Genomic DNA, 20,938 nt, shown 5'->3' with positions numbered 1-20,938 from the left:
TTAACCTTAAACTTTCTCAAAAAGTATATCTGAAATTGTATGACCTAAGTTTTGCCCTCTTTTCTCAAACTTAGTTAGCGGTCGCCATTCTGGACGAGGTGCATAACCATTATGTAGGTTTTGATAATTCTTATCTTTTTCTAACAAATCAAGAACATCTTCAGCATATGGCAACCAGTCACTCGCATAATGAAGTACTCCACCTTTTTTAAGCTTCTTAGCAAATAAATCCAAGTTATCCTGATTTACAAGTCGGCGTTTATTATGTTTCTTTTTATGCCAAGGGTCAGGGAAATATATTTGAACCCCACTTAGAGTTCCATCATCAATCATTTTGGTTAATATTTCAACAGCATCATAACTCATAATTTTTAGATTATTAATATTTTGATGTTCGATTTCATATAAAATATTACCAACACCTGCTTGATGTACTTCGACACCAAAATAGTTTTTCTCAGGGCTTTCTAAAGCCATCTGTACAAGGGAGCCACCCATTCCAAAACCTATCTCTAAAATTACAGGGTTAGTATTACCAAAAAGCTCATTAAAATTTAACTTTTTTTCAGAGTATTTGATAGCATGTTTATCTGCATAATTATCTAATGCTTGTTGTTGTTTTTTGGTAACTCTACCGGCTCTTTGTACGAAACTTTTTATCTGTCTCAAGTTTTCTTGTTCGTTTTCTGACATTTTTGTAGATTTATGGCTTATTTATTACTACTATTCTATATCAACTAGACAAAAAATAAGAGTCTAACAGTGCTAATCTTTCTAACAATCCTTGTTTTGCAAGTAAGTTGTCTTATCTTACCAGGGCCAGATTTTTTTATAACGATAAGTAATTCAGTAAAATTTGGCTATAAAGAAGGACTTACTACCGCTTTTGGTGTATCTAGTGGAATACTTATAAACACACTAATAGTCTATTGGTGTGGCTCGTTTTTGCTATATAAAGAACCTCAATTATTTAATATACTGATACTAGCCGGTGTAGCATATCTAGCTTATATTGCTTTTAACTTATACAAAGATATATTTACATCTACTCCTGAACTAAATCCTAATGCAAGTGAACATATAAAAAATATAAAATCTTTTGAGAAACCAACAAACATACAACTATATGTTAAGGGAGTTTTCACAAATCTAGCTAACCCTAAGGTTATGGTATTTTTTAGCTCAATGCTTAGCTTGGTTGAAGAGTTGCCTAGTTTTGGTAAAGTAGCTATATGGCTAGCTATTGGAATTACAACGCTCATGTGGTTTTGTACTGTAGCAATATTTTTTGGTAATAATAAATTACGACAGTTATTTTTTAGGAATATTAAAAAAATTGAGTTTGTATCGGCAATATTTATAACCGGATTTGTAATAATAATCTTAGTTGAACACTTCTTCTAAAATAACACCTTACCCCAGCCCAACTTTTCTCTAAGCGTCGCATAATAGTTATAATCTTCTAAGTGAAGTATTTTTACGCTCTTTTGTGCTTTTCTAATTGTTATTTTTTGATGTGCATTAAGAATTGTATCATGTCGACCATCTATACTAAGTACCGGCTCAGGATTATTATATTCTGTGATATAAATGTCTATAACACTACTATCAGAAATAACTAAAGGTCTACTATTTAAAGAATGAGAACAAATAGGAACTAAAACCATACTATCATGATTTCGACATAAAATTGGGCCTCCTGCTGACATAGCATGAGCTGTTGAACCTGTTGGTGTTGATATTATAAGCCCATCACCACGTTGATCAAAAGCGTACTGACCATTAATATACACTGTTAAGCCAAACATCAAACCTCGAGATGATGTTATTGCGATTTCATTAAGAGCTATTGATTTTTCAAGAGGATAACGAGTTTTATCATCTACCTTACATTTCAACATAGACATTGATGATTGAACACTTTCGCCATTTAATATAGATAGCAATGACTTCTTAAGAACTCTTCTATCGGGACTTATTGTTGTTAAAAATCCTAGTTTACCCTTATTTACACCAACTATATCGATATCACTATACAAAGCTAAAACTCTTGAAGCTTGTAAAAAATTTCCATCACCACCAACTATTATCGCCAGATCACAATCTGCTGCAATTTCATGTAATGTTTTAGTTTTTAGATTCTTTATAGTCAAATCACCTGCTGATACAGTCTCCACACAAGCCTCTATACCAAGCTTGTATAAAATCTTATATACAGCAACTACTGATTCACTTATTTCTTTATTATAGTGCTTACCTATAATAGCGACTTTGTTATATGCAAACGACATCTGTACTTTTTTAGAACCCACCTAATAATAATTATAACAAATCATAAATTACTAAAGTAATATTCTTTTATGGATTTTTTATGATGAAAAGGCTAAAGTATCTTCTATATAGAGGTAAAATAACAAATACTATGAATAAAAATGAAATGGTAAGCATAATAATTCCCGTTAAAGATGAGTCTGAAGGTGTTGACTATCTATTTGATCGCTTAAATATAGTTTTAGAAAAACTACCAGTTAATTATGAGCTTGTTTTTGTTAATGATGGTAGTACTGATAATACTCTTGATTTACTTTTAGAAAAACAGCAACAGATTCCTCAGATCAGAATAGTTGATCTCTCTAGAAATTTTGGTAAAGAGTCAGCTTTATATGCTGGATTTGCTAACTGTAATGGTGATGCTGCTATTTCCATTGATGCTGACTTACAAGATCCTCCAGAACTTATTCTTGATATGGTTAAATACTGGCAAGAAGGCTATGAAGTTGTTACTGCTGTTAGAGAAAATAGGGATTCTGACACTAAAACCAAAAGAAAATCTGCCGGACTTTTTTATAAGCTGATGAATAGTATAAGCGATACTAAACTTACGCCTAATGCTGGTGATTACAGACTGCTTAATAGAGCTGCTATAAATGCCTTTTTAGAACTCAAAGAAAAAGTTCGTTTCAATAAAGGGCTGCTTAGTTGGATAGGTTTCAAAGAAAAAACTCTATATCATGCTCGTGAGGAAAGAGCCGCTGGCCAAACAAAATGGAACTACTGGAAACTTTTTAAATTCTCTATCGATGGTATTACAAGCTTTAGTAAAACTCCTCTTGAGATATGGTCTTACCTAGGTGTACTTATTGCACTAAGTGGGTTTGTTTATGGATCATGGTTTATATTAAAGACCATTCTCTTTGGTGCTGATTTACCAGGTTACCCATCATTGATAACATTTATCTTATTTTTCAGTGGATTACAAATGATAGGTATTGGCATGCTTGGCAGCTACATTGGTAGAATTTTCATAGAAACAAAACAAAGACCTTTATATATTGTTAGAAAAGTTTATTCAAAAGAAAATACCAAATAAACTTAGAAATCATTTTTCTAATATAACTTTACTCGTATTGATTGGAATTTCAATGCCTAGTCTTTCAAACTCTTTCACAATAGCTTGTCTTAAATTGCTCTCAATAACTAACCTATCTACTCTTAAGCAATACGCTCTTAATGTAAAATCTAATGTATACTCACTATATCCTTCAAATATAACAAAAGGTTCTGGATAATTCACTATACCCTTGTATGTTTTAGTAATAGACATTAGTAATTCAAATATCTGCTCTACATCTTGATTCAAATTAACACTAATTTTGAGATTCATCCGAGAAAGTGGATTATATGTCTCATTCTTTATGGAGCTATTCATAAATTGACTATTAGGCACTACGATAGTATTTAGATTAAAATCTTGAACTATTGTTGATCTCAAGCGTATTTTTTTTACCTCATTTAATATACCATCAAGCATAACATAGTCACCTATTCTAATTGGTCGCTCAACTAACATCATAAATCCAGCAAAAAAGTTTTTCATAAGATCTTGTAAAGCAAAACCTACACCTACAGACAAGCCACTAACTATAAATGCTAATGCTGTTCCACTTATCCCCATTGATGCTATGAAAAAGATAATAGATAAAAATAAACCTATATACCACACAGCTGTAGAAATTGCTTTTTGGGTGCCTTTGCCCATCATTGTATACGGAAGAATATTTTTAGCAAAAACTCGTTCCACTACTTTTGAAAGTGATAATCCTATAAGAATCACCAATAAAGACTTTAACAATGCCGCAATAGCAAAATAATTCGTTCCACCAACTCGAATACCAGTAAAAAATATTGTATAGAAAAAATCTCTAATTTCTTGATATGGAATTCCTAGTATTACTAAAGAAATAACTATCGCGATAACTATAAAAACCATCTTGATTATAGTCCTTACCCAATATTCTGGTAAAGTTTCTTTTTCTTGATTTTTTAAACGGTTTATTAATGAGGTTTGACTTCCTTTATTATGAAGAGTTTTTGAAGCAATATAATGCAAAAGCATTACTATGACACTATACATAGAATGAGAAATTATAGCTACAACAAATATTTGCAAGAAATTAACCATCAATAACGTTGCTAAGCTATTTAACCCCATAAATGTTAGTACACAATAAATCAATGAAAATATGATTAATGCCATTCTTAATATATTAAGTTTTTTATTTCTATGCGTGAGCTTTCCAAGCTGGAAATATATAATATAAGCTATAAATAATTGCATTATTGAAATAATGAAAGTAACAACTATATTTCCATAAAGTCCAAATACAGGCTGAATTATAGTCACTGCCGAAAAGAAATTCACTCCTTGCAGAAAGATTAAAAGCATTAGTATAAATACATAACTTTTGAGCCAAATTTGCACTCTATTTCCTGGTGAAACTTTCAAAAATCTTAAGAAAATAACCAAACTATTCTGTAAAATAAAGTAAACACATATTGTATATGCCGCAAAAAACTCTTCTATCCTATGATACTCAAAAAGTTTCCCAAGAATCAGTACCAAAACTGTTGCAATTAAAACATTCCAAAAAACTCTCAAGAAAAAGCTTAAGCTACTAATAATAACTCGATAACGACTAAATTTTAAACGAACTAATTTAAGACTGATATAAAAAGCTATAGAGCAAACCTTATAAATAACAAAAACTAACGCTATCGAAAATAAATATTTTAAAAGAGATATAAAGCTTATTTTATACTCTATCTGACTAAGCCCTTTTTCCCATGAACTATAATGACCAAGGAATGCTCCTTTCGTAAAGAAATCTCTATTCCGAATCTTTATTCTAGTATCTAAAATTAATTTAAGATCTTTACTCAAGGTCTTCTTAACATCTCCAACATAAGATAATGCTTGCTTTGTTTCAAGATAGCTTTCAACAAGATACTGATACCTTTTCTGGATTATATTCGAATCAAAATCAATATCTTTATAGTTTTGTTCTGTATGGTGGTTTTCTTTTGATGGTTTATTTCCAGCAACAACTTTATAAAGGAAATTATCACTTAGCTCAAAGCTGCCTTTATTTTTATCAGAATCTAAAGAGATATATTCTCTAAGACTGTCTTTTGTCTGCTTAATTTTAGTTTCAAGAGCATTTTCTATTGATGTTAATTTATCATATTGTTCAAGGAGTTTGACCTTATAATCTGATAACTTCTCATCAGATAAGTTTTTTTGTTCATAACTATTTTGAACATAGGTCTCTAATTTTGAGCTGGTTCTCATGACTTCAGCTGTTTGTTTTATATATTGTTGTATAGAGAAGTCACTTGCATAAATTGATGTAAATGAACAAAAAACCACCAAGAAACAAAATAGCAGTTTTATTATATAATTATTTTTTTTCATATCAACTCTAGTTAAAATAAGGTGTTTACAAAACTATCTGCAATAAATATTATACAGAAACACTAATTCTCTAAAGTTGTTATTATAACATTTGTGAAAAATAAATTTGAATGAATCATTTTTTGATTACTTAAGGCCTTTTAGCTAAATATCTTTCTTAATAAATATTCCAAAAAATATAGAAACTAATAGAGTTACTAATGTCTTGATAATTATTAAAGATAATACTAGCTCAAGAACTATACCGTATGGAAACATTCCCACAAAAGCTAAATGCGTAAAAATAATTGAATCTATAAGTATTCCCATTACCGCAGCAGAAAATATTTGAACGGCTAGATTAAGCTTAGTTTTTTTAAAAAGACTTGTACAAAAGCTTGTTGTGTTTTCACTTAATAAATACGACATAAAAGAAGCTAATGCTATTCTAAGCTCTGTAATGCCAAATACTTTTCTGTAGGCTTCTGTAAGAGAGCTGTTAACCTGTATATTAGAGAGCAAGCTTAAAAGAGCTGCTACAATCACAAGTGCAACTAGTGTCACAAGAATCAAGCTACGCATAATTTTATAGCCATATCTTTGTGTAATCACTGAGTTTAATGGGAATGTCGATGCCATAAAAAACACCCCTCCTGATGCAGTTATGCCAAATATAACAACTGTTTTAGAGGCCATAACTTGCCCACAAATTGATAGCACTCCATAAAGCATAGCTAAAGTTGCAAGCATTATCATTTTAGAATTAATTTCTGAGTTTTGCATATAAATAAATTAAGTTTTTTTAAAAATTAGAGTTTATGTTTATATTACGGTTTTAAGCGAATGCCTCTGCTTAATAGATACCACGCAAGATAATAAAGCATTAGTGTAAATGCAATAATAGCACCAAATGCTATATAAGGGTTTACGGTTGAAACACCGATAAAGCCAAATCTAACAAAATCAACTATATAAAAAAGTGGGTTACAAGATGATATAAAGTGCCAGAAGCCTGTTAGATTATTTATATCATAAAATACACCACCTAGATATATAAGTGGAGTCAAAATAAATGTTGGGAATATTGTTGTATCATCAAATTTTTGTGAGAATATCGCATTTATCAAGCCACCTAAAGAAAACAATGCTCCACAAAACACAAAACCAAACAGTACTAATGGTAAATCATGTATAGTAGAGAAACCTCCTAAAAAGAAAGCTGCGATACTAACTAAAACACCAACGATAAATCCTCTAAATATACCTCCAGAGATATACCCTAAAATAATTATATGGTTACTAACTGGAGATACTAAAAGCTCTTCAATAGCCTTACTAAACCTCAAACCAAAAAATGAACTTACAACATTACCATAAGAGTTTTGGATCACCGCCATAATTATCAAACCTGGAGTGATATACTGCATATAAGTAATACCCCCCTCCATCGTACCTATTCTTGAGCCAACTACTTTACCAAATATTAAGAAATACAGTATTATAGTTATAACTGATGGTAGTAGTGTTTGTGCCCATATTCTAAATATTCTTTTACTTTCTCGATTAAAAATCGTGGTATACATTATCCAATTATCTTTAAGACTCATTTTTCCACCTATTTATTTTTAGCTATATCTATAAACAGCTTTTCAAGTTTAGCTGCTTTAGTACGCACATCTAAAACTTCTAAATTATATTTTGAGGTTAATTCTGCAAAAATATCGTTTAAAACTGCTCCTCCATCAACCTCTATTTCAAGTGTAACTTCATCAATAATCTTTACAACACCAAATTTAAGAGTTATCTGTTCATTGCAACGATTCTTTAAATCAAAAATATATGTCTGCTTATCTGCTGTTTTCAAAAAAGACTTCATATCGGTATTTACATGTACTTTACCTTTGTGGATAAGAGCTATACGATTACACATAGACTCTGCCTCTTCTAAGTAGTGAGTAGTTAATATAACTGTTAAACCATCTTTATGAAATCCTGAGATCATTTCCCAAAGAGAATTTCTCAATTCAACATCTACACCCGCAGTAGGTTCATCTAGTATTAGAAGTTTTGGCTTATGTATAAGAGCTCTTATAACCATTAACCTTCTCTTCATTCCTCCAGATAAAAATCTTACTTGTGTATCTTTCTTATCGTATAAATCAACTTTTTTTAGCAACTCTCCAGCATAAGGTTTTGATTCTTTTTTAGGTATTCCAAAAAAACCTGCTTGGGTTATTAATATATCCATAGGTGTGTCAAATATATTAAGATTAACCTCTTGAGCCATAACACCCAAATGTCTTCTAGCCTGATTAAAATCATTATCAATATCATGACCAAAAATCTTAATCTGACCTGAAGTTTTATTAACAAGAGAAGATATCATCCCTAAAGTAGTAGACTTTCCAGCACCATTAGGACCAAGTAAAGCAAAAAAATCGCCTTTATTTACCGTGAAACTAATGTCATTAACGGCTTTAAAGCCACCTTTGTAGACTTTATTAAGATTATTTATTTCGAGAGCTTTTTGCACTTGCATATACAATAAACCTTTTTTAAAAAATTGAGATGATTATACCATTTTAGTAACAATGGTTAACTATATTTTTCAAAAAGTAAAAGCTGACTAAAAATTAACTCTATCCCAATTAAAGCCAACACCTGGATCTGTCTTTCTTCCAGGAGCAATATCTTCATGTCCTGTAATGTTTTTTATAGACGGATAGTTTTTCTTCATATCTAAAAGAAGTATATTTAAGCTTCGATATTGTTCTGACTGATAAAAATCCTTATCTGTACCTTGCATTTCAATTCCTACTGAAAAATCATTACAACCCTGTCTGCTATGATATTCACTCACACCAGCATGCCAAGCTCTATCATCAACAGATACAAACTGAACCACTTCACCATTTCGCTTTATATAAAAATGGGCTGAAACTCTTACATTCTCCAGACTTTCTAAACTATCATCTATAGAAATATCTAACCTATTTTGAAAGAACTGTTCAACATTGTCATTTTCATAATCTCCTTCTGGCAAACTGATACAGTGAATAACTACCAAATCAATACCAGATTCTGTAGGTCTTGAATTATGATTGCAGCTCTTAATATGTTTTGCTTTTTGATACCAACCATCTTTAAACATTAATATTTCAAATTTCTTTATGCTAAGATATACTTTAACAGCTAACAAAATATATTTGAATAATAATATGAACTGTATAGATTGCAAGCTTGCTAAAAGAACTATTTTTTATGCTGTTTTAACTATAGTACTAACAGCTTTGTGCTATAACTTTCTCGACAAGAAAGTCACTGATACTATATACAGCAGCGACCTCTTCGGTACAGGTATAAATACTTTTGCTTCTCTTTTTTCAAACCTGTTCTCACCAAAAATCTGGGCTATTATCATAGTACTGGCTACAATTGCATGTATATACAAATATATAAAAAAACAACAGTCTAAAAACCTATATATATTATCCTTATCTCTAATTGTGACATTCTTTGTAGCAGGAACATTAAAAGTACTATTAGCAAGATCTCGACCAGAACTTTGGCTTTTCGACCAACAATTTGGTTTTCATTTCTTCTCTTTTAAAAGTGTTTATAACTCTATGCCATCAGGACATACTACTTTTACATTTGCTGGACTTTTAGCAATTGCTAATTTTTTCAAAAATAAACGGATTACTGTCATTGCAATAATTGTTGCTGCTATAGTAGGTGTTAGTAGAATACTAATACTTGATCATTTCGCTTCAGATATTTTAATATCTGCATATATTGGTACATTTTGTTATCTTTGGTCAAAAGCTTTTGTTGAGCATAGACTAACTGACTAATACCAATACTAATCTTATAAAAAATCTTTAAAATAAGTTAATGCTTCTCTATAAACTTCTTGTTTAAAATTCACAACATGATTTATAGGGTACCAATAGTTAACCCAGCGCCAATTATCAAACTCTGGCGAATCAGTAGCTTCTAAATCTATGTTTCTTTCTACTGTTTTAAGGCGTAACAAAAACCATTTTTGCTTCTGACCTATACATATAGGTTCTTTGTTTCTAACTAAATTATCTGGAATATCGTATTTAATCCAATTACGGGTAGAACCAATAACTTCAACATCATGAGGCCTTAAACCAATTTCCTCATGTAATTCTCTATACATTGATTGAAGTGGTGATTCACCCTTTGATACTCCTCCTTGAGGGAACTGCCAAGAAGTTCTATTGCGACGCTTAGCCCAAAAAACCCTGTTTTGTTTATTGATTAGGATTATTGCAACATTAGCTCTATAACCATTTTTATCTATCATTATCAAAGAAAAATTTCTTCTACCTAAAATCTATTGTAAACTAATTTCTCTAACTTTGATAATTTTATAATTAGAACTTTGCTATCATATCTACGACTGTACTAAACACAGTTTTGAAAAAAGAGAATGATTTATAGAATGAATCATTGATCTGCTGCATTTTCAGGTTTTTCATTATAATGCCCAATAGCTGCTCCAGTACCACCTCCAACTACAGCACCAGTACCGCCTCCGACTATAGCACCTGTACCGCCTCCGACTACAGCACCAGTACCAACACCTATAGACATACATGGTACAACTCCTAATCCTAAAGTTAGAATAGTACATGCAACCCCTAAGGCTCCTCCTATAATGCCTCCAGTAATAGCTCCAAAACCAGCTCCGCCAATAGCTCCCACTCCTGCACCTGTGCCAGCTCCAATTTCTGCACCTTTAGCAGTTTCAGATTGAGTTGAACATGATGTAGTCATAAAAGTCATTAAAAATATCATCAATACTACTACTATTTTTTTAATCATATTTTCCATTAAAAATGATTCCTATCAGAACTAAGACAACAATTACCAATCAATTTTTTCCTTTGACACCCATTTATTTAACAAGCCTTTATACTTTGCCTCTAAAACTTCTTTTGGTGGAAGTTCAGGAAGCTTTGAATAAAGATCTGCTTTCTGGAAAGTCTTTAATAATGGCAATAATAACCAATCCTTTTCACCAGCTAACTCTTGATAAGCTAAACCACCATTTTGCGGTGTGTGCCATGGATAAAAAGAATGATACCTAAGCAAATACAATCCCTCATAAGGAATATCACTACCTTGCTCAAAAACTTTATAAACATATTCATCATGCCCAAAACTCATTTGTACATCATCAAAGCCACAGTTTTTTTTATATAAGCCGTGGTGAGTAGCTGTAGAACTATTATAAGTAATATAGTCACTAGCTTCTTTATAAAAACCGCTATCATAAAAGACATTTGCTTTTGCAAATGGGCAAGCAACTGGGTATGTATCTCCTACTGTAGACCATTGAGGTAATTCACCATATTGAGGCAAAGTCATAATCTTACCTAAATCATGAATAAAGCCCACTAATGGCAACCATGACCAATCTTTTATATGCGAGTATAGATTAGCCAGAGTTTCTTTCTCTGTATAAAACTTCTGCCACTCTGTTGGAATACTTTGCCATTCATGTTCTCTAAATAAAGTTCTAATCATCGCATTATCTCTAATCTCTGTATCACTTTTTAGGAATTTATTCTGGCAGGCTTCTGCAGTTTGGTAAGCATGCTCTATCTGAGGTAAGTCATTATCAGGATCACTCTCATCATGTACATCTTCTAAAAGCTTAAAAACATCATAGACATCCATATTACCAAGCTCTAGCTTAAAGTACTTTTCTTTCATACTTTTCACATATTCTAAAGACTGATTTATATGCATTTCTCTATAAGTTCTTTCGACTCTGTCTTGAAACTTACTATCTGTATAGTTACGAAATTCTCCAAATGAATTTTCTGCTGATTGAGACATAATTTTACTCCTTTAAATACTTTTCACAATTTGATAATCTTCTACACCCAGATGCCTAGTTGATACACCTCTATTGAGGTTATTCTCAATAGTTTCAAGATGTACACCCTTTGTTTCTGGCACAAAAAAGTATGTAATAACAAAAGCTAGTGTGGCTACACATGCATATATTCCAAATGTGAATGAAACACCTAGGGTTGTCAATATACTTAAGAAAGTTGCTGCTACTACAAAATTTGCTAACCACTGAATAGATGCTACAAAACTCATAGCAGATCCACGAACATTTAATGGGAATATTTCTGAAATTATCAACCAGAATAATGAACCCACACTTACGCAGTAACCAATAATATAAACTAACAGACAAATCAAAGCTAAAACTGCTGTAGAACCATTTGAAGTATCTTTTAGTAGATAAATCATAGAAAATAAGCTTATAGCAGCCATTGCTGAACCAATTAACAAGAATCTTCTTCTACCAAGCTTATCTATAAACATAATAGTTACAATAGTTGCTACAAAGTTTACAAGTCCTAGAGATAAAGTCATAAGCATGTTCATCTCATCACCCTCAAAACCAATACTAGACATAATATGAGGACCATAGTACATAACTGTATTAATACCAAAAAACTGCTGAAATATACCCAAAGCTAAACCAATATAAAGTACAGGTCGTACTTTTTTATTAAAAATAGCAGAAAATTTTGCTTTAGTTGATTTCTCCAAGTTATCTTGAATAGCATTTAACTCTTCTGATACATCTTGCTCTGTTTCACGAATCTTTGTTAATGTCTCACGAGCCTCTACTTTCCTACCTTTAGAAAATAACCATTTAGGTGAATAAGGCATAAAACACATACCTACAAATAACATTACAGCAGGCACAAGACCTGTAGCAATCATCATTCGCCAATCACCACTTGCTGTAAGTGAATAGTTAACCCCGAATGCTATAACCTGCCCCCCAGTAAGGAATGCACCATTCCACAACACTAAAGAACCTCTTTTACTCGCTGGAGCCACTTCTGCTATAAATAACGGTACAGCATAAGATGCTACACCAATTGCTGATCCAAGTAAGAACCTACCAAATGCTAGTATTTCTATATTTGGTGCAAATGCTGCAACTAAGGTACCAATAATAAAAAGCAGACTTGTAGCTATCATTACACGCTTTCTACCGAATCTATCTGTAAAAAATCCGCTTAAAATAGCACCAAAGAACGCTCCCAACACACAGAAACTCACAACCATTTCAATCTGCCAGTTTTGTGCAGTAAACTCTTTTTGGATAAACGGTGTTGCACCAGCTATGATAGATGTATCAAAACCAAATAATAGTCCTCCAATTGCAGCAACAGCTACAATCACCAAAACATATAGTTTAGTAGACTTTTTAGTTTGCATTTTTTGTCTCCAGCAATCTATCAAAATTAAAAACTTTAATATTTTGTGTATAAGTCAAATCATAAGCTACTTCAAATGCATCTGTTTTTGATAATCTACCTGCTAAAACCATCTCAGCTAAATAAGTAGCATCTACACGACGAGCTATATCATGCCTTACTGGTATAGAAAGTAATGCCCTAGTATCATCAATAAACCCAGAGCAATTATAAAATCCAGCAACCTCTGTCACAGCATGACGAAATCTTTTCATACCTTCAGGAGAGTCATTAAACCACCATGGTGGACCTAGAAACACACTAGGATAATGCCCTGCAAGTGGTGCTAACTCACGGGTATACACAGTTTCATCCATTGTAAATAAAACCACTTTGAAATTGCGATTATTACCTATTTTTGTAAGAAGTGGATGTAAACCATTTACATAGTCACATTTCACAGGAATATCACATCCTTTATCATTACCAAACTTACGCTGTATTGACTGATTATGGTTCCTAAACACACCTGCATGAATTTGCATTACAAGACCATCATTTGTTGCCATTTTTGCCATTTCAGTAAGCATTTGACCACTAAAAATTCTTCTCTCAGTATCAGTAGCTGTATTTGAAATTATTTTCTTAAACAAATCTTTACATTCCGATTTATCAAGATCATAAGTCTCTGGCACAGTTACTCCATGATCTGAAGCTGTTGCACCATTTGCTTTAAAGTACTCTCTTCGTTCGGCTAATACTTTTAGAAAATCACTATAAGTATCTATCTTAGTATTTAGTTTCTTTGCTAGTTTTTTTATGTTCTTATGAACTGGGTGTAGCTCAGGATTAGTAACACTATCAGGTCTAAAGGTTGGTACAATTTTACAATCAAAACTAGATTTTGCGATATTTTTATGATGCTGTAAATCATCACCAACATCATCTGTTGTAGCAATTGCTTTTATATTAAATTTTTTACAGATCTCTCTAGGCAAAAATTCTTTCTGCTTTAAGCAATTATCTATGTGATCATATAACTCATCAGCTGTTACTGGAGTAAATGGTTTATCAAAACCAAATACATCTTTTAGTTGGGCGTCAAACCATAAGCCAACTTGAGTACCACGAAACAAATACCAGTTTTCTGCAACTTTTTGCCATATTTTTCTTGGATCAGTTTCTACTTGCTTACCATCTTTGCGATCTATACCGAAATCCTCTAGTCGTAACCCTTGAGAATAAAACATTCTGAAAATATAATGATCAGGCTTAATCAAAAGCTCTACAGGATTTTCAAAAGGCTTATTTTCATCAAACCACGCTGGATCTGTATGTCCATGTGGGCTAATGATTGGCAACTCTTTAATATGATTATATATTTCTAAAGCTAAACCTCTTGTTTGCTTATCTGTAGGCATTAAAACATTTTCATCTAACATTACTCACTCCCTTTAGATTAGTGATGAACTTCCGATTGCTATAATATTCTTTTGATCTAAATATTCTTGTTGGTTAAAAGCAGTAATACCTCCTGTAGCACAAAATTTGATATCAGAAAATACACTGCTATAGTTTTTAAGCAACTTAACACCACCCATTGCCTCGGCTGGGAAAAATTTAATTATCTTAAAGTGGTATTGTATTGCTGTCATAATTTCAAATGGTGTAACTGCTCCAGGAAGGTAGTCAATATTATGCTCTCTTGCAAACTCTAAAAGCTCGACATTTGACCCTGGAGATACATAAAAATCAACTTCTAAAAATCTTGCCTTACGAAACTGCTCTATAGTCACAATAGTTCCAATTCCTATTACAAAATCTCTATTTTCTTTTTTAATTTGCTCTATCACATCAAAAGCATTTGGAGTTCGTAATGTGAATTCGACTATTTTTATCTTTTTAGCTCGCAACTTTTCTAAAACTAAATTCGCTTCCTCTATTGTATCTGCTGAAACTACGGGGATTAATTGATTATCTTCTAAAATTTTTTCTAAATGCATTTTGATAGCTCCTGTAACTTCTGGGTATATTTTATAGTATATTGTTTATCTATAATGGCTCCTCGATGCTGAATAATTTCTGCAGCAAATTCTTGAGCAAATTTAATTGACTCTAGCATACTCATACCATTTTCAATAGATGCTAAAAATGCTGCATTAAAGCTATCGCCTGCAGCTGTTGTATCTGTTGGATTTGAGATATTTAATGGTGTAAGTTTTGTGACATCATTATCATTTAAAACAATAGTCGGATTACTACCATGTTTTATTATAATAGTATCTACATTCTGCTTAATATACCTCTCTAGAGTTTGAGTATAGTCAATATCATCAAAAAGTAACTGTTCATCATCAAAAGTTGTAATAACTGTAGTTACAAATGGTAATATTTTAGCTAAGTATTCTTTAGCTTGTTGAGTATTACCCCAACATCTAGGACGATAATTTAAATCAAAGATAATTTCTTTATCTTGTGAGTTTTCCCTAAATTGCTTAAGCCAATTACTAAAGACTTCAAGTTGCTTTACATCCCATCGTGATATAGATATCCCAGAGAAATAAATATATTTATATTGATTTGTAAGAGCTACTAAAATATTTTTATCTAAGTAGTTAAACAAATCTTTAATCGGAGCTTCTTCACGCCAGTAATGAAAACTTCTTTCACCTTTCTCATCAGTTTGAATAGCATATAATCCAGGAACTCTATTTTGTAGCTGTAGTACTGTTTTAGTATCAATATTTTCATCATCCCAAGCTTTTATTACTTGATTAGAAAAATCATCTTGCCCCATTGCCGTTAAAAATGATACGCTACCACCAAGCCTTGCATAATAAACTGCTGTATTTAAAACATCTCCTCCAAAATTTAGCTTTGTTTGTGAACCTAGTTTCATATTACCACTAAGCTCAAGCATACATTCTCCTATAGCTAAAAGTTTACTATGCATTTTTTAACTCTCTTTTCACAGCATAAGCTACTCCACGCACTTCTGCTAGACCTTTCATCCTACCTATGCATGAATAACCTGGATTAGTTTTTTTATCTAAATCACTAAGCATTTGTTGACCATGATCAGGTCGCATATATACATCTTGTCCTGTTTGCTCAACCTTTAAAATTTCTTTGATAAGTGCATACATATCTGTATTACCACAAAGGTGTTCTGCTTCATAGAAGCTACGGTTATCTGGATCTAAAGCAACATTTCTTAAATGAGTGAAATATATTCTTTTACCAATTTTTTTTGCCATAAGTGGTAGGTTATTATCCCATCTTGAACCTAAAGACCCTGCACAAAATGTAATTCCATTTGCCATAGATGGCATATTTTCAAACAACCAATCATAGTCCTCTATAGTACTGATAATCCTTGGCAAACCGAATAATTCAAACGGAGGATCATCTGGGTGAATAGCTAGTTTAGCTCCAACTTCTTCAGCTACAGGTATTACTTTCTTTAAGAAATAAACCAAATTCTCGCGTAAAACTTCTTTTGTGACATTTTCATACTCATCTAAAGCTACTTGAAATTGCTCTAATGAAAAACTCTCTTCTGCTCCAGGTAAGCCCGCGATTATGTTAGCTGTCAAACCATCAATTTGCTTTTGACTCATGTTATCAAAATACTCTTTTGCTTGAGATACTACACTAGTCTTATAAGCATTTTTTGCCCTAGCTCTCTTAAGGATATGAATATCAAATGCTGCAAATGCTACCTCATCAAAAGAAAGTGTTTTTGCACCTGTCGCTGTCTGCTTACCAAGATCTGTACGTGTCCAATCAAGCACTGGCATAAAATTATAAATAACCAGTTTAATACCGCATTGAGCAAGATTTCTTATACTTTGACAATAGTTTTCAATTAGCTTATCTCGGCTTGATTTACCTTTTTTTATATCCTCATGAATTGGTACACTTTCAACAACCGACCAAGTCAAATTTGTCTTACCTAACTTAGAAGAGTTCTCAACCTCATGTTGTCGTTTTTTTATATCTTCAATTGGCCAAACTTCACCATTTGGAATATGGTGCAAAGCTGTAACAATATCTGTAACTCCAGTTTGCATAATATCTTCTATACATACAGGATCATTTGGTCCAAACCATCTCCATGACTCTATCATTCTATTCTCCTACTTTTGAAAGAGTTTTTATAACACCATTATTTTTTATTTCTATTATAAAAAATTCTACTTTATCTACAAGATTGTTATCTTTAATAAGCTTTTCAGTAAAGATACTGTCAATAGCTAAAAAGCCTTTTACAATGTCTTTAGTTGAGCTATTTTGAGCATATATTCCTTGATATTTTTCTTGTAACGGATCGCTTACTTGTAGTGAATTACCATTTTCATCATTGCCACCACAGAATAAAATCCAACCTGCCAACCCTATAGCTAAGATATCATAATTACGACTATTATCTAAAAGATACTCCAGCGAACCTAACCACCTTTGTGGAACTTTTTTAGATCCATCCATCGCTATTTGTTCAGTCCTATGTTTTAGATGTGGATTTGCAAATCTGTGTAAAAGCTTATCCGCATAATCAGTTGTAGAGACTTCTTTAGGTAAACCCTCAACTAATGGTGCTGCTACTTCAAGCATATATTTTTTTATAAAGTTATAGAATTCTTTGTTTGTTATTACATCATCAACTGTCTTTAACCCAGCATAAGCACCTAAATAAGCGATCAAACTATGGCTACCGTTTAGCATGGTAAGCTTTAACTTTTCAAAAGACTCAATATCCCCCACAAATTCGACGCCCACTTTTTCAAGACTAGGTCTACCATTTGCAAAGTCATCTTCTATCACCCACTGACTAAACTCTTCAGTAGATATTGCAGACTTATCTCTCATATCTACAAGTTTTTTGATGCTATCAAGAGTCTCATCAGTAACTGCAGGAACGATTCTATCTACCATTGAACTAGGAAAAGTACAGTTTTTTTCTATCCATGTAGCAAGCTCTTTATCTATTTTATATGCGAAATCTAAAATTGCTTGCTTTAAAATTGCTCCATTATTTGGCATGTTATCACAACTCAAAAGTGTGATTGCCCCAGCATTTTGCTGCTTTCTCGCATGCAAGCCCGCTACTGTTATCCCTATTGCCGTCTTAGGTGAGTTAAAATTCTCGATATCATAAATTATTTCATCATCTAGTAAGTTTAGTTTCTGAGTTGATAAATCAACAAAGTACCCTTTTTCTGTAATAGTATATGTAATAATTTTGATATCAGATGTTGCTATATATTTTATAAGTTCATCAGAATGGCCTTCACCTGCAAAGTAGGCATCTTTTAAAGCTCCAATAACACTATTAGTCGTACCCGACTCTGAATTAGCTGAAAGGATATATTGACAATCATTCTCTTTTAAATCATTAATCAATTTTTGGTTAGTTCGGATAGTCCCACTTATATAACCCCATTTAAGTGCCTCTTTATCACCCAAATTTAAAAGCTTATCAATATAACATACTTGATGAGCTCGATGAAAAGCTCCTATTCCTATGTGTAAAATACCGGCTTTTAATTGCGACTTATCATAGCTTGGTAGACTACAATTCTTTAGATTATTTACATCAAACATTGTATTTTAAATCCTTATTCATATTTATAGCTTCTAAATCTAACACCTTAAATTTATCACAACCCTTATAGTGCCATTCTACTTCTAGCATATCATCATTATTAGTAACTTCAATTAGCAAAACACCACTTTCTCCATTAAGATATTCATTAGTTTTACCATCATCTATATAGATGTTATGTGTTGTTATATTCTCACTTAAACTTGGGTAAATTTTGTATGCTATATCTTTTTCAAAGTTATTAAAGCCGGCAGTTAATTTATTAATAGGGATAACGGCTCCTTCTCTGACAAACACGAGGATACTTTCAAGACTTACATCTACTTTTATGGTTTGTCCACCTGCAAAAACCTCTCCGGTATAATAGTCATACCAATGAGAATCTTTCGGTAAATAAACTTCTCTGACTTTTGTATCTTTTTCTAGAATGTTTGCAACCAGCAAATCTCCAACCATAAAATCTTGATTAGCCTCGAAAGTTTTCTCATCTTCTTCAAAATCATAAAAAGTTGGCTTAATAATTGGCTTAGCATTTGCATGAGCTTGATAACATAACTGATAAATATAAGGTATTATTTCATTACGTAAACTAAAGGCTTTTTGAATTATTGGTAATCCCTTTAAATGCATCCATGGAGTATTTACAGATTCATCATCATTCCAAGAATGTATAGTAAACCTAGGGTAAAAAATACCATGTTGGACCCATCGAACAAACAACTCCAAGTCAGGAGCGGGCCCACTAAAACCACCTATATCATGACCAAAATTATAAATCCCAGATAGTGATAGACCTTTTGCCATCTCAAGGTTATATTTAAGAGTTTTCCACTCAGTACGATTATCACCTGTCCATGTTTGTGCATATCTTTGCAAACCTGCACAGCCTGATCTGGTTATAAGATAAGGGCGCTTATTAGGAGTAAATTTCAATTGTGCTTCATAGCTTGCTTTTGACATAAGTAAAGCTTGAACTGGTTTAATATGCTTTATAGATATTTTATTACCAAAACCATTACAACTTGCTTCACCGTTATAGACTTCAAACTCATTATTATCGTTCCAAGTTGACTCTATACCTTTTTCTAACAATTGTTTTGTAACGTTATCTTGCCACCAATCAATAGTTTCAGGATTCGTAAAATCAAGATAATATCCAAGCTCATCCCAAAACTGTACAAGCTCGGGTTGTTTGTATTGCTCATTATTTATCAGGCCATTGAAGCTTTTAATCTCACCCAATTTAGGGTGATCTTGAAGTAAGCATGGTTTAATATTTGCACAGAGCTTTATGCCATTATCACTATAATGTTTAGTGAATTTTGACACATCAGGAAATTTTGTATCATTCCAATTGAAAACATAGCGTTTATCTCCAATCGAAGTGTAACCAGAACTTAGCTGAAATGATCCACATTGGATATTATACTGCTGACAATCATTTATGAAATTTGACATTTGATGCTGAGCATCAGGTAAATCAGTATAAGTCATTGTTGAACCAGAATAATACAAACTCCAATATGGTGGAAGAATTGTCTTACCTGTTATTCGGCTGAATGTTTCTGTTACTTCTGCTATCTTTTCTCCAGCAATAAAATAATAATCTAAATCTCCAGCTTTTGCCTCATAACTGATATATGGGCCATGATAATTATCTATCTCTTTGCCAAAATTAAAAGCACTATCACTTAAATTATCGTAGAAAAGACCAAAGGATGTTTTTTGTTTTGAATTGTGAGTTATAAAAAAAGGAATGTGTTTATACAACGGATCTGAACTTTCTGCATCATAGCCCATTGGATCGATAGACTTCATTTCGTAGCGTTTTTTATCGCGATTAAGCTCACCAGCCTTCTCACCTAAACCAAAAAACTTCCAGTCAGGAACTTTCTTTATAGCATGATAAGCTCCTCTATCAGACCAAAAACCTAAGTTATAAGCTTGTGTATTAAGATCTTCAGATATTTTAATCCAGTTTTTCAAATCCTTCTTATACCAAGTAAAATGTAATCCTTGTAGCTTTATTTCTGCTTTTAGTTCATTAGTTTCTATTGTCAGTAACCCATCATCCAAATCAACTTTGAAATCCGGACAACTAAAACTAGAAGTATCTAGTCTATCAATACCTTCAAATGGTATATCACCCCTTGTAATTGACCATGTCTTCGCAAGTTCTAGCTTATTTGACTTAGTAAATAATACTCTAAAGATATTTTCCTCTAAAACAAAAACCTTAACAAATATAGCTTTTTCAACCAACTCTAGTTCTACAGAGTTTTCTCTAACTTCCTTGAGCCTAAATGTACAAATATTTAGCATCGACACTCTCCATTT

At 32.3% G+C, this 20,938-nt stretch carries 20 protein-coding genes; 3 read left to right on the top strand and 17 right to left on the bottom strand.

Translation table 11 applies throughout. The annotated features are described in order from the left end of the window. Positions 1-6 precede the first annotated feature (6 nt). Complete coding sequence (gene trmB / locus CDH04_RS02230) at positions 7-693, bottom strand: tRNA (guanosine(46)-N7)-methyltransferase TrmB (protein WP_112869476.1); 687 nt, start codon at positions 691-693, stop codon at positions 7-9. 69 nt (positions 694-762) lie between these two features. Between trmB and CDH04_RS02225 the strand changes: the two genes are divergently transcribed. After that, entirely contained in the window at positions 763-1,404 is a 642-nt protein-coding gene (locus CDH04_RS02225; RefSeq protein ID WP_112869475.1) for a LysE family translocator, read from the top strand. On the opposite strand, the gene CDH04_RS02220 is transcribed toward CDH04_RS02225, so the two are convergent. Beyond that, positions 1,401-2,291 (bottom strand): NAD(+)/NADH kinase, encoded by an 891-nt coding sequence (locus tag CDH04_RS02220; RefSeq protein ID WP_112869474.1) that lies wholly within the window; start codon positions 2,289-2,291, stop codon positions 1,401-1,403. The two genes, CDH04_RS02225 and CDH04_RS02220, sit on opposite strands and share 4 nt — an antisense overlap. Positions 2,292-2,422: 131 nt before the next feature. Between CDH04_RS02220 and CDH04_RS02215 the strand changes: the two genes are divergently transcribed. Continuing rightward, a complete protein-coding gene (locus CDH04_RS02215) occupies positions 2,423-3,370 on the top strand; it encodes a glycosyltransferase family 2 protein (RefSeq protein WP_112870866.1) in 948 nt (315 codons plus the stop codon). A 9-nt stretch (positions 3,371-3,379) separates the two neighbouring features. Here the strand turns inward: CDH04_RS02215 and CDH04_RS02210 are convergent, their stop codons facing one another. From CDH04_RS02210 to ampD, 5 genes are all read right to left on the bottom strand, one after another. Further along, on the bottom strand, positions 3,380-5,752 hold the full coding sequence (locus tag CDH04_RS02210; RefSeq protein ID WP_112869473.1) for a mechanosensitive ion channel domain-containing protein: 2,373 nt from the start codon (positions 5,750-5,752) through the stop codon (positions 3,380-3,382). 144 nt (positions 5,753-5,896) lie between these two features. After that, entirely contained in the window at positions 5,897-6,514 is a 618-nt protein-coding gene (locus tag CDH04_RS02205) for a queuosine precursor transporter (RefSeq protein WP_112869472.1), read from the bottom strand. Positions 6,515-6,558: 44 nt separating this feature from the next. Then, on the bottom strand, positions 6,559-7,338 hold the full coding sequence (locus tag CDH04_RS02200) for an ABC transporter permease (RefSeq protein WP_112869471.1): 780 nt from the start codon (positions 7,336-7,338) through the stop codon (positions 6,559-6,561). An 8-nt stretch (positions 7,339-7,346) separates the two neighbouring features. After that, positions 7,347-8,270, bottom strand: coding sequence for an ABC transporter ATP-binding protein (locus CDH04_RS02195; protein ID WP_112869470.1), 924 nt, complete (start codon positions 8,268-8,270; stop codon positions 7,347-7,349). 87 nt (positions 8,271-8,357) lie between these two features. Continuing rightward, positions 8,358-8,882 (bottom strand): 1,6-anhydro-N-acetylmuramyl-L-alanine amidase AmpD, encoded by a 525-nt coding sequence (ampD, locus tag CDH04_RS02190; protein WP_112869469.1) that lies wholly within the window; start codon positions 8,880-8,882, stop codon positions 8,358-8,360. A gap of 67 nt (positions 8,883-8,949) precedes the next feature. Here ampD and CDH04_RS02185 point away from each other — a divergent pair, with 67 nt between their 5' ends. Next, the gene (locus tag CDH04_RS02185; protein WP_112870865.1) at positions 8,950-9,585 is read left to right on the top strand and encodes a phosphatase PAP2 family protein; all 636 of its coding nucleotides are present in this window, start codon (positions 8,950-8,952) and stop codon (positions 9,583-9,585) included. A gap of 14 nt (positions 9,586-9,599) precedes the next feature. On the opposite strand, the gene CDH04_RS02180 is transcribed toward CDH04_RS02185, so the two are convergent. The 10 genes from CDH04_RS02180 to CDH04_RS02135 all read right to left on the bottom strand — a co-directional run bounded on the left by CDH04_RS02180 (position 9,600) and on the right by CDH04_RS02135 (position 20,923). Further along, a complete protein-coding gene (locus tag CDH04_RS02180; RefSeq protein WP_112869468.1) occupies positions 9,600-10,064 on the bottom strand; it encodes an RNA pyrophosphohydrolase in 465 nt (154 codons plus the stop codon). 143 nt (positions 10,065-10,207) lie between these two features. After that, positions 10,208-10,594 (bottom strand): hypothetical protein, encoded by a 387-nt coding sequence (locus CDH04_RS02175; RefSeq protein ID WP_112869467.1) that lies wholly within the window; start codon positions 10,592-10,594, stop codon positions 10,208-10,210. A gap of 33 nt (positions 10,595-10,627) precedes the next feature. Further along, positions 10,628-11,605, bottom strand: a complete 978-nt coding sequence (locus CDH04_RS02170) for an inositol oxygenase family protein (protein WP_112869466.1) — start codon at positions 11,603-11,605, stop codon at positions 10,628-10,630. Between the two features lie 12 nt (positions 11,606-11,617). Continuing rightward, positions 11,618-13,018 (bottom strand): sugar porter family MFS transporter, encoded by a 1,401-nt coding sequence (locus CDH04_RS02165; protein WP_112869465.1) that lies wholly within the window; start codon positions 13,016-13,018, stop codon positions 11,618-11,620. Next, positions 13,008-14,438 (bottom strand): glucuronate isomerase, encoded by a 1,431-nt coding sequence (gene uxaC / locus CDH04_RS02160; protein ID WP_112869464.1) that lies wholly within the window; start codon positions 14,436-14,438, stop codon positions 13,008-13,010. The genes CDH04_RS02165 and uxaC overlap by 11 nt, the downstream gene beginning before the upstream one ends. Positions 14,439-14,450: 12 nt before the next feature. After that, positions 14,451-14,999 carry a bifunctional 4-hydroxy-2-oxoglutarate aldolase/2-dehydro-3-deoxy-phosphogluconate aldolase gene (eda, locus tag CDH04_RS02155; protein ID WP_112869463.1) on the bottom strand — a complete coding sequence of 183 codons (549 nt, stop codon included), beginning with the start codon at positions 14,997-14,999 and terminating at the stop codon, positions 14,451-14,453. Next, entirely contained in the window at positions 14,990-15,949 is a 960-nt protein-coding gene (locus CDH04_RS02150; RefSeq protein ID WP_112869462.1) for a sugar kinase, read from the bottom strand. Before CDH04_RS02150 ends, eda begins: the two co-directional genes overlap by 10 nt. After that, positions 15,942-17,126, bottom strand: coding sequence for a mannonate dehydratase (gene uxuA / locus CDH04_RS02145; protein ID WP_112869461.1), 1,185 nt, complete (start codon positions 17,124-17,126; stop codon positions 15,942-15,944). The genes CDH04_RS02150 and uxuA overlap by 8 nt, the downstream gene beginning before the upstream one ends. 1 nt (position 17,127) lies before the next feature. Further along, positions 17,128-18,600: a mannitol dehydrogenase family protein gene (locus CDH04_RS02140; RefSeq protein WP_112869460.1), complete on the bottom strand. Its 1,473-nt coding sequence runs from the start codon at positions 18,598-18,600 to the stop codon at positions 17,128-17,130. Continuing rightward, complete coding sequence (locus CDH04_RS02135; protein ID WP_112869459.1) at positions 18,593-20,923, bottom strand: glycoside hydrolase family 31 protein; 2,331 nt, start codon at positions 20,921-20,923, stop codon at positions 18,593-18,595. Before CDH04_RS02135 ends, CDH04_RS02140 begins: the two co-directional genes overlap by 8 nt. Positions 20,924-20,938 lie beyond the last annotated feature (15 nt).

The sequence above is a fragment of the Francisella adeliensis genome, from assembly GCF_003290445.1.
Taxonomy (GTDB): Bacteria; Pseudomonadota; Gammaproteobacteria; order Francisellales; family Francisellaceae; genus Francisella; species Francisella adeliensis.
This window is presented reverse-complemented; position numbering and strand designations above follow the sequence as displayed.

Excerpts from the sequence above, each read along its gene's own strand:
- trmB (WP_112869476.1), bottom strand. The coding sequence starts at position 693 with ATGTCAGAAAACGAACAAGAAAACTTGAGACAGATAAAAAGTTTCGTA.
- CDH04_RS02220 (WP_112869474.1), bottom strand. The coding sequence starts at position 2,291 with ATGTCGTTTGCATATAACAAAGTCGCTATTATAGGTAAGCACTATAAT.
- CDH04_RS02215 (WP_112870866.1), top strand. The coding sequence starts at position 2,423 with ATGAATAAAAATGAAATGGTAAGCATAATAATTCCCGTTAAAGATGAG.
- CDH04_RS02210 (WP_112869473.1), bottom strand. The coding sequence starts at position 5,752 with ATGAAAAAAAATAATTATATAATAAAACTGCTATTTTGTTTCTTGGTG.
- CDH04_RS02205 (WP_112869472.1), bottom strand. The coding sequence starts at position 6,514 with ATGCAAAACTCAGAAATTAATTCTAAAATGATAATGCTTGCAACTTTA.
- CDH04_RS02200 (WP_112869471.1), bottom strand. The coding sequence starts at position 7,338 with ATGAGTCTTAAAGATAATTGGATAATGTATACCACGATTTTTAATCGA.
- CDH04_RS02195 (WP_112869470.1), bottom strand. The coding sequence starts at position 8,270 with ATGCAAGTGCAAAAAGCTCTCGAAATAAATAATCTTAATAAAGTCTAC.
- ampD (WP_112869469.1), bottom strand. The coding sequence starts at position 8,882 with ATGTTTAAAGATGGTTGGTATCAAAAAGCAAAACATATTAAGAGCTGC.
- CDH04_RS02185 (WP_112870865.1), top strand. The coding sequence starts at position 8,950 with ATGAACTGTATAGATTGCAAGCTTGCTAAAAGAACTATTTTTTATGCT.
- CDH04_RS02180 (WP_112869468.1), bottom strand. The coding sequence starts at position 10,064 with ATGATAGATAAAAATGGTTATAGAGCTAATGTTGCAATAATCCTAATC.
- CDH04_RS02175 (WP_112869467.1), bottom strand. The coding sequence starts at position 10,594 with ATGGAAAATATGATTAAAAAAATAGTAGTAGTATTGATGATATTTTTA.
- CDH04_RS02170 (WP_112869466.1), bottom strand. The coding sequence starts at position 11,605 with ATGTCTCAATCAGCAGAAAATTCATTTGGAGAATTTCGTAACTATACA.
- CDH04_RS02165 (WP_112869465.1), bottom strand. The coding sequence starts at position 13,018 with ATGCAAACTAAAAAGTCTACTAAACTATATGTTTTGGTGATTGTAGCT.
- uxaC (WP_112869464.1), bottom strand. The coding sequence starts at position 14,438 with ATGTTAGATGAAAATGTTTTAATGCCTACAGATAAGCAAACAAGAGGT.
- eda (WP_112869463.1), bottom strand. The coding sequence starts at position 14,999 with ATGCATTTAGAAAAAATTTTAGAAGATAATCAATTAATCCCCGTAGTT.
- CDH04_RS02150 (WP_112869462.1), bottom strand. The coding sequence starts at position 15,949 with ATGCATAGTAAACTTTTAGCTATAGGAGAATGTATGCTTGAGCTTAGT.
- uxuA (WP_112869461.1), bottom strand. The coding sequence starts at position 17,126 with ATGATAGAGTCATGGAGATGGTTTGGACCAAATGATCCTGTATGTATA.
- CDH04_RS02140 (WP_112869460.1), bottom strand. The coding sequence starts at position 18,600 with ATGTTTGATGTAAATAATCTAAAGAATTGTAGTCTACCAAGCTATGAT.
- CDH04_RS02135 (WP_112869459.1), bottom strand. The coding sequence starts at position 20,923 with ATGCTAAATATTTGTACATTTAGGCTCAAGGAAGTTAGAGAAAACTCT.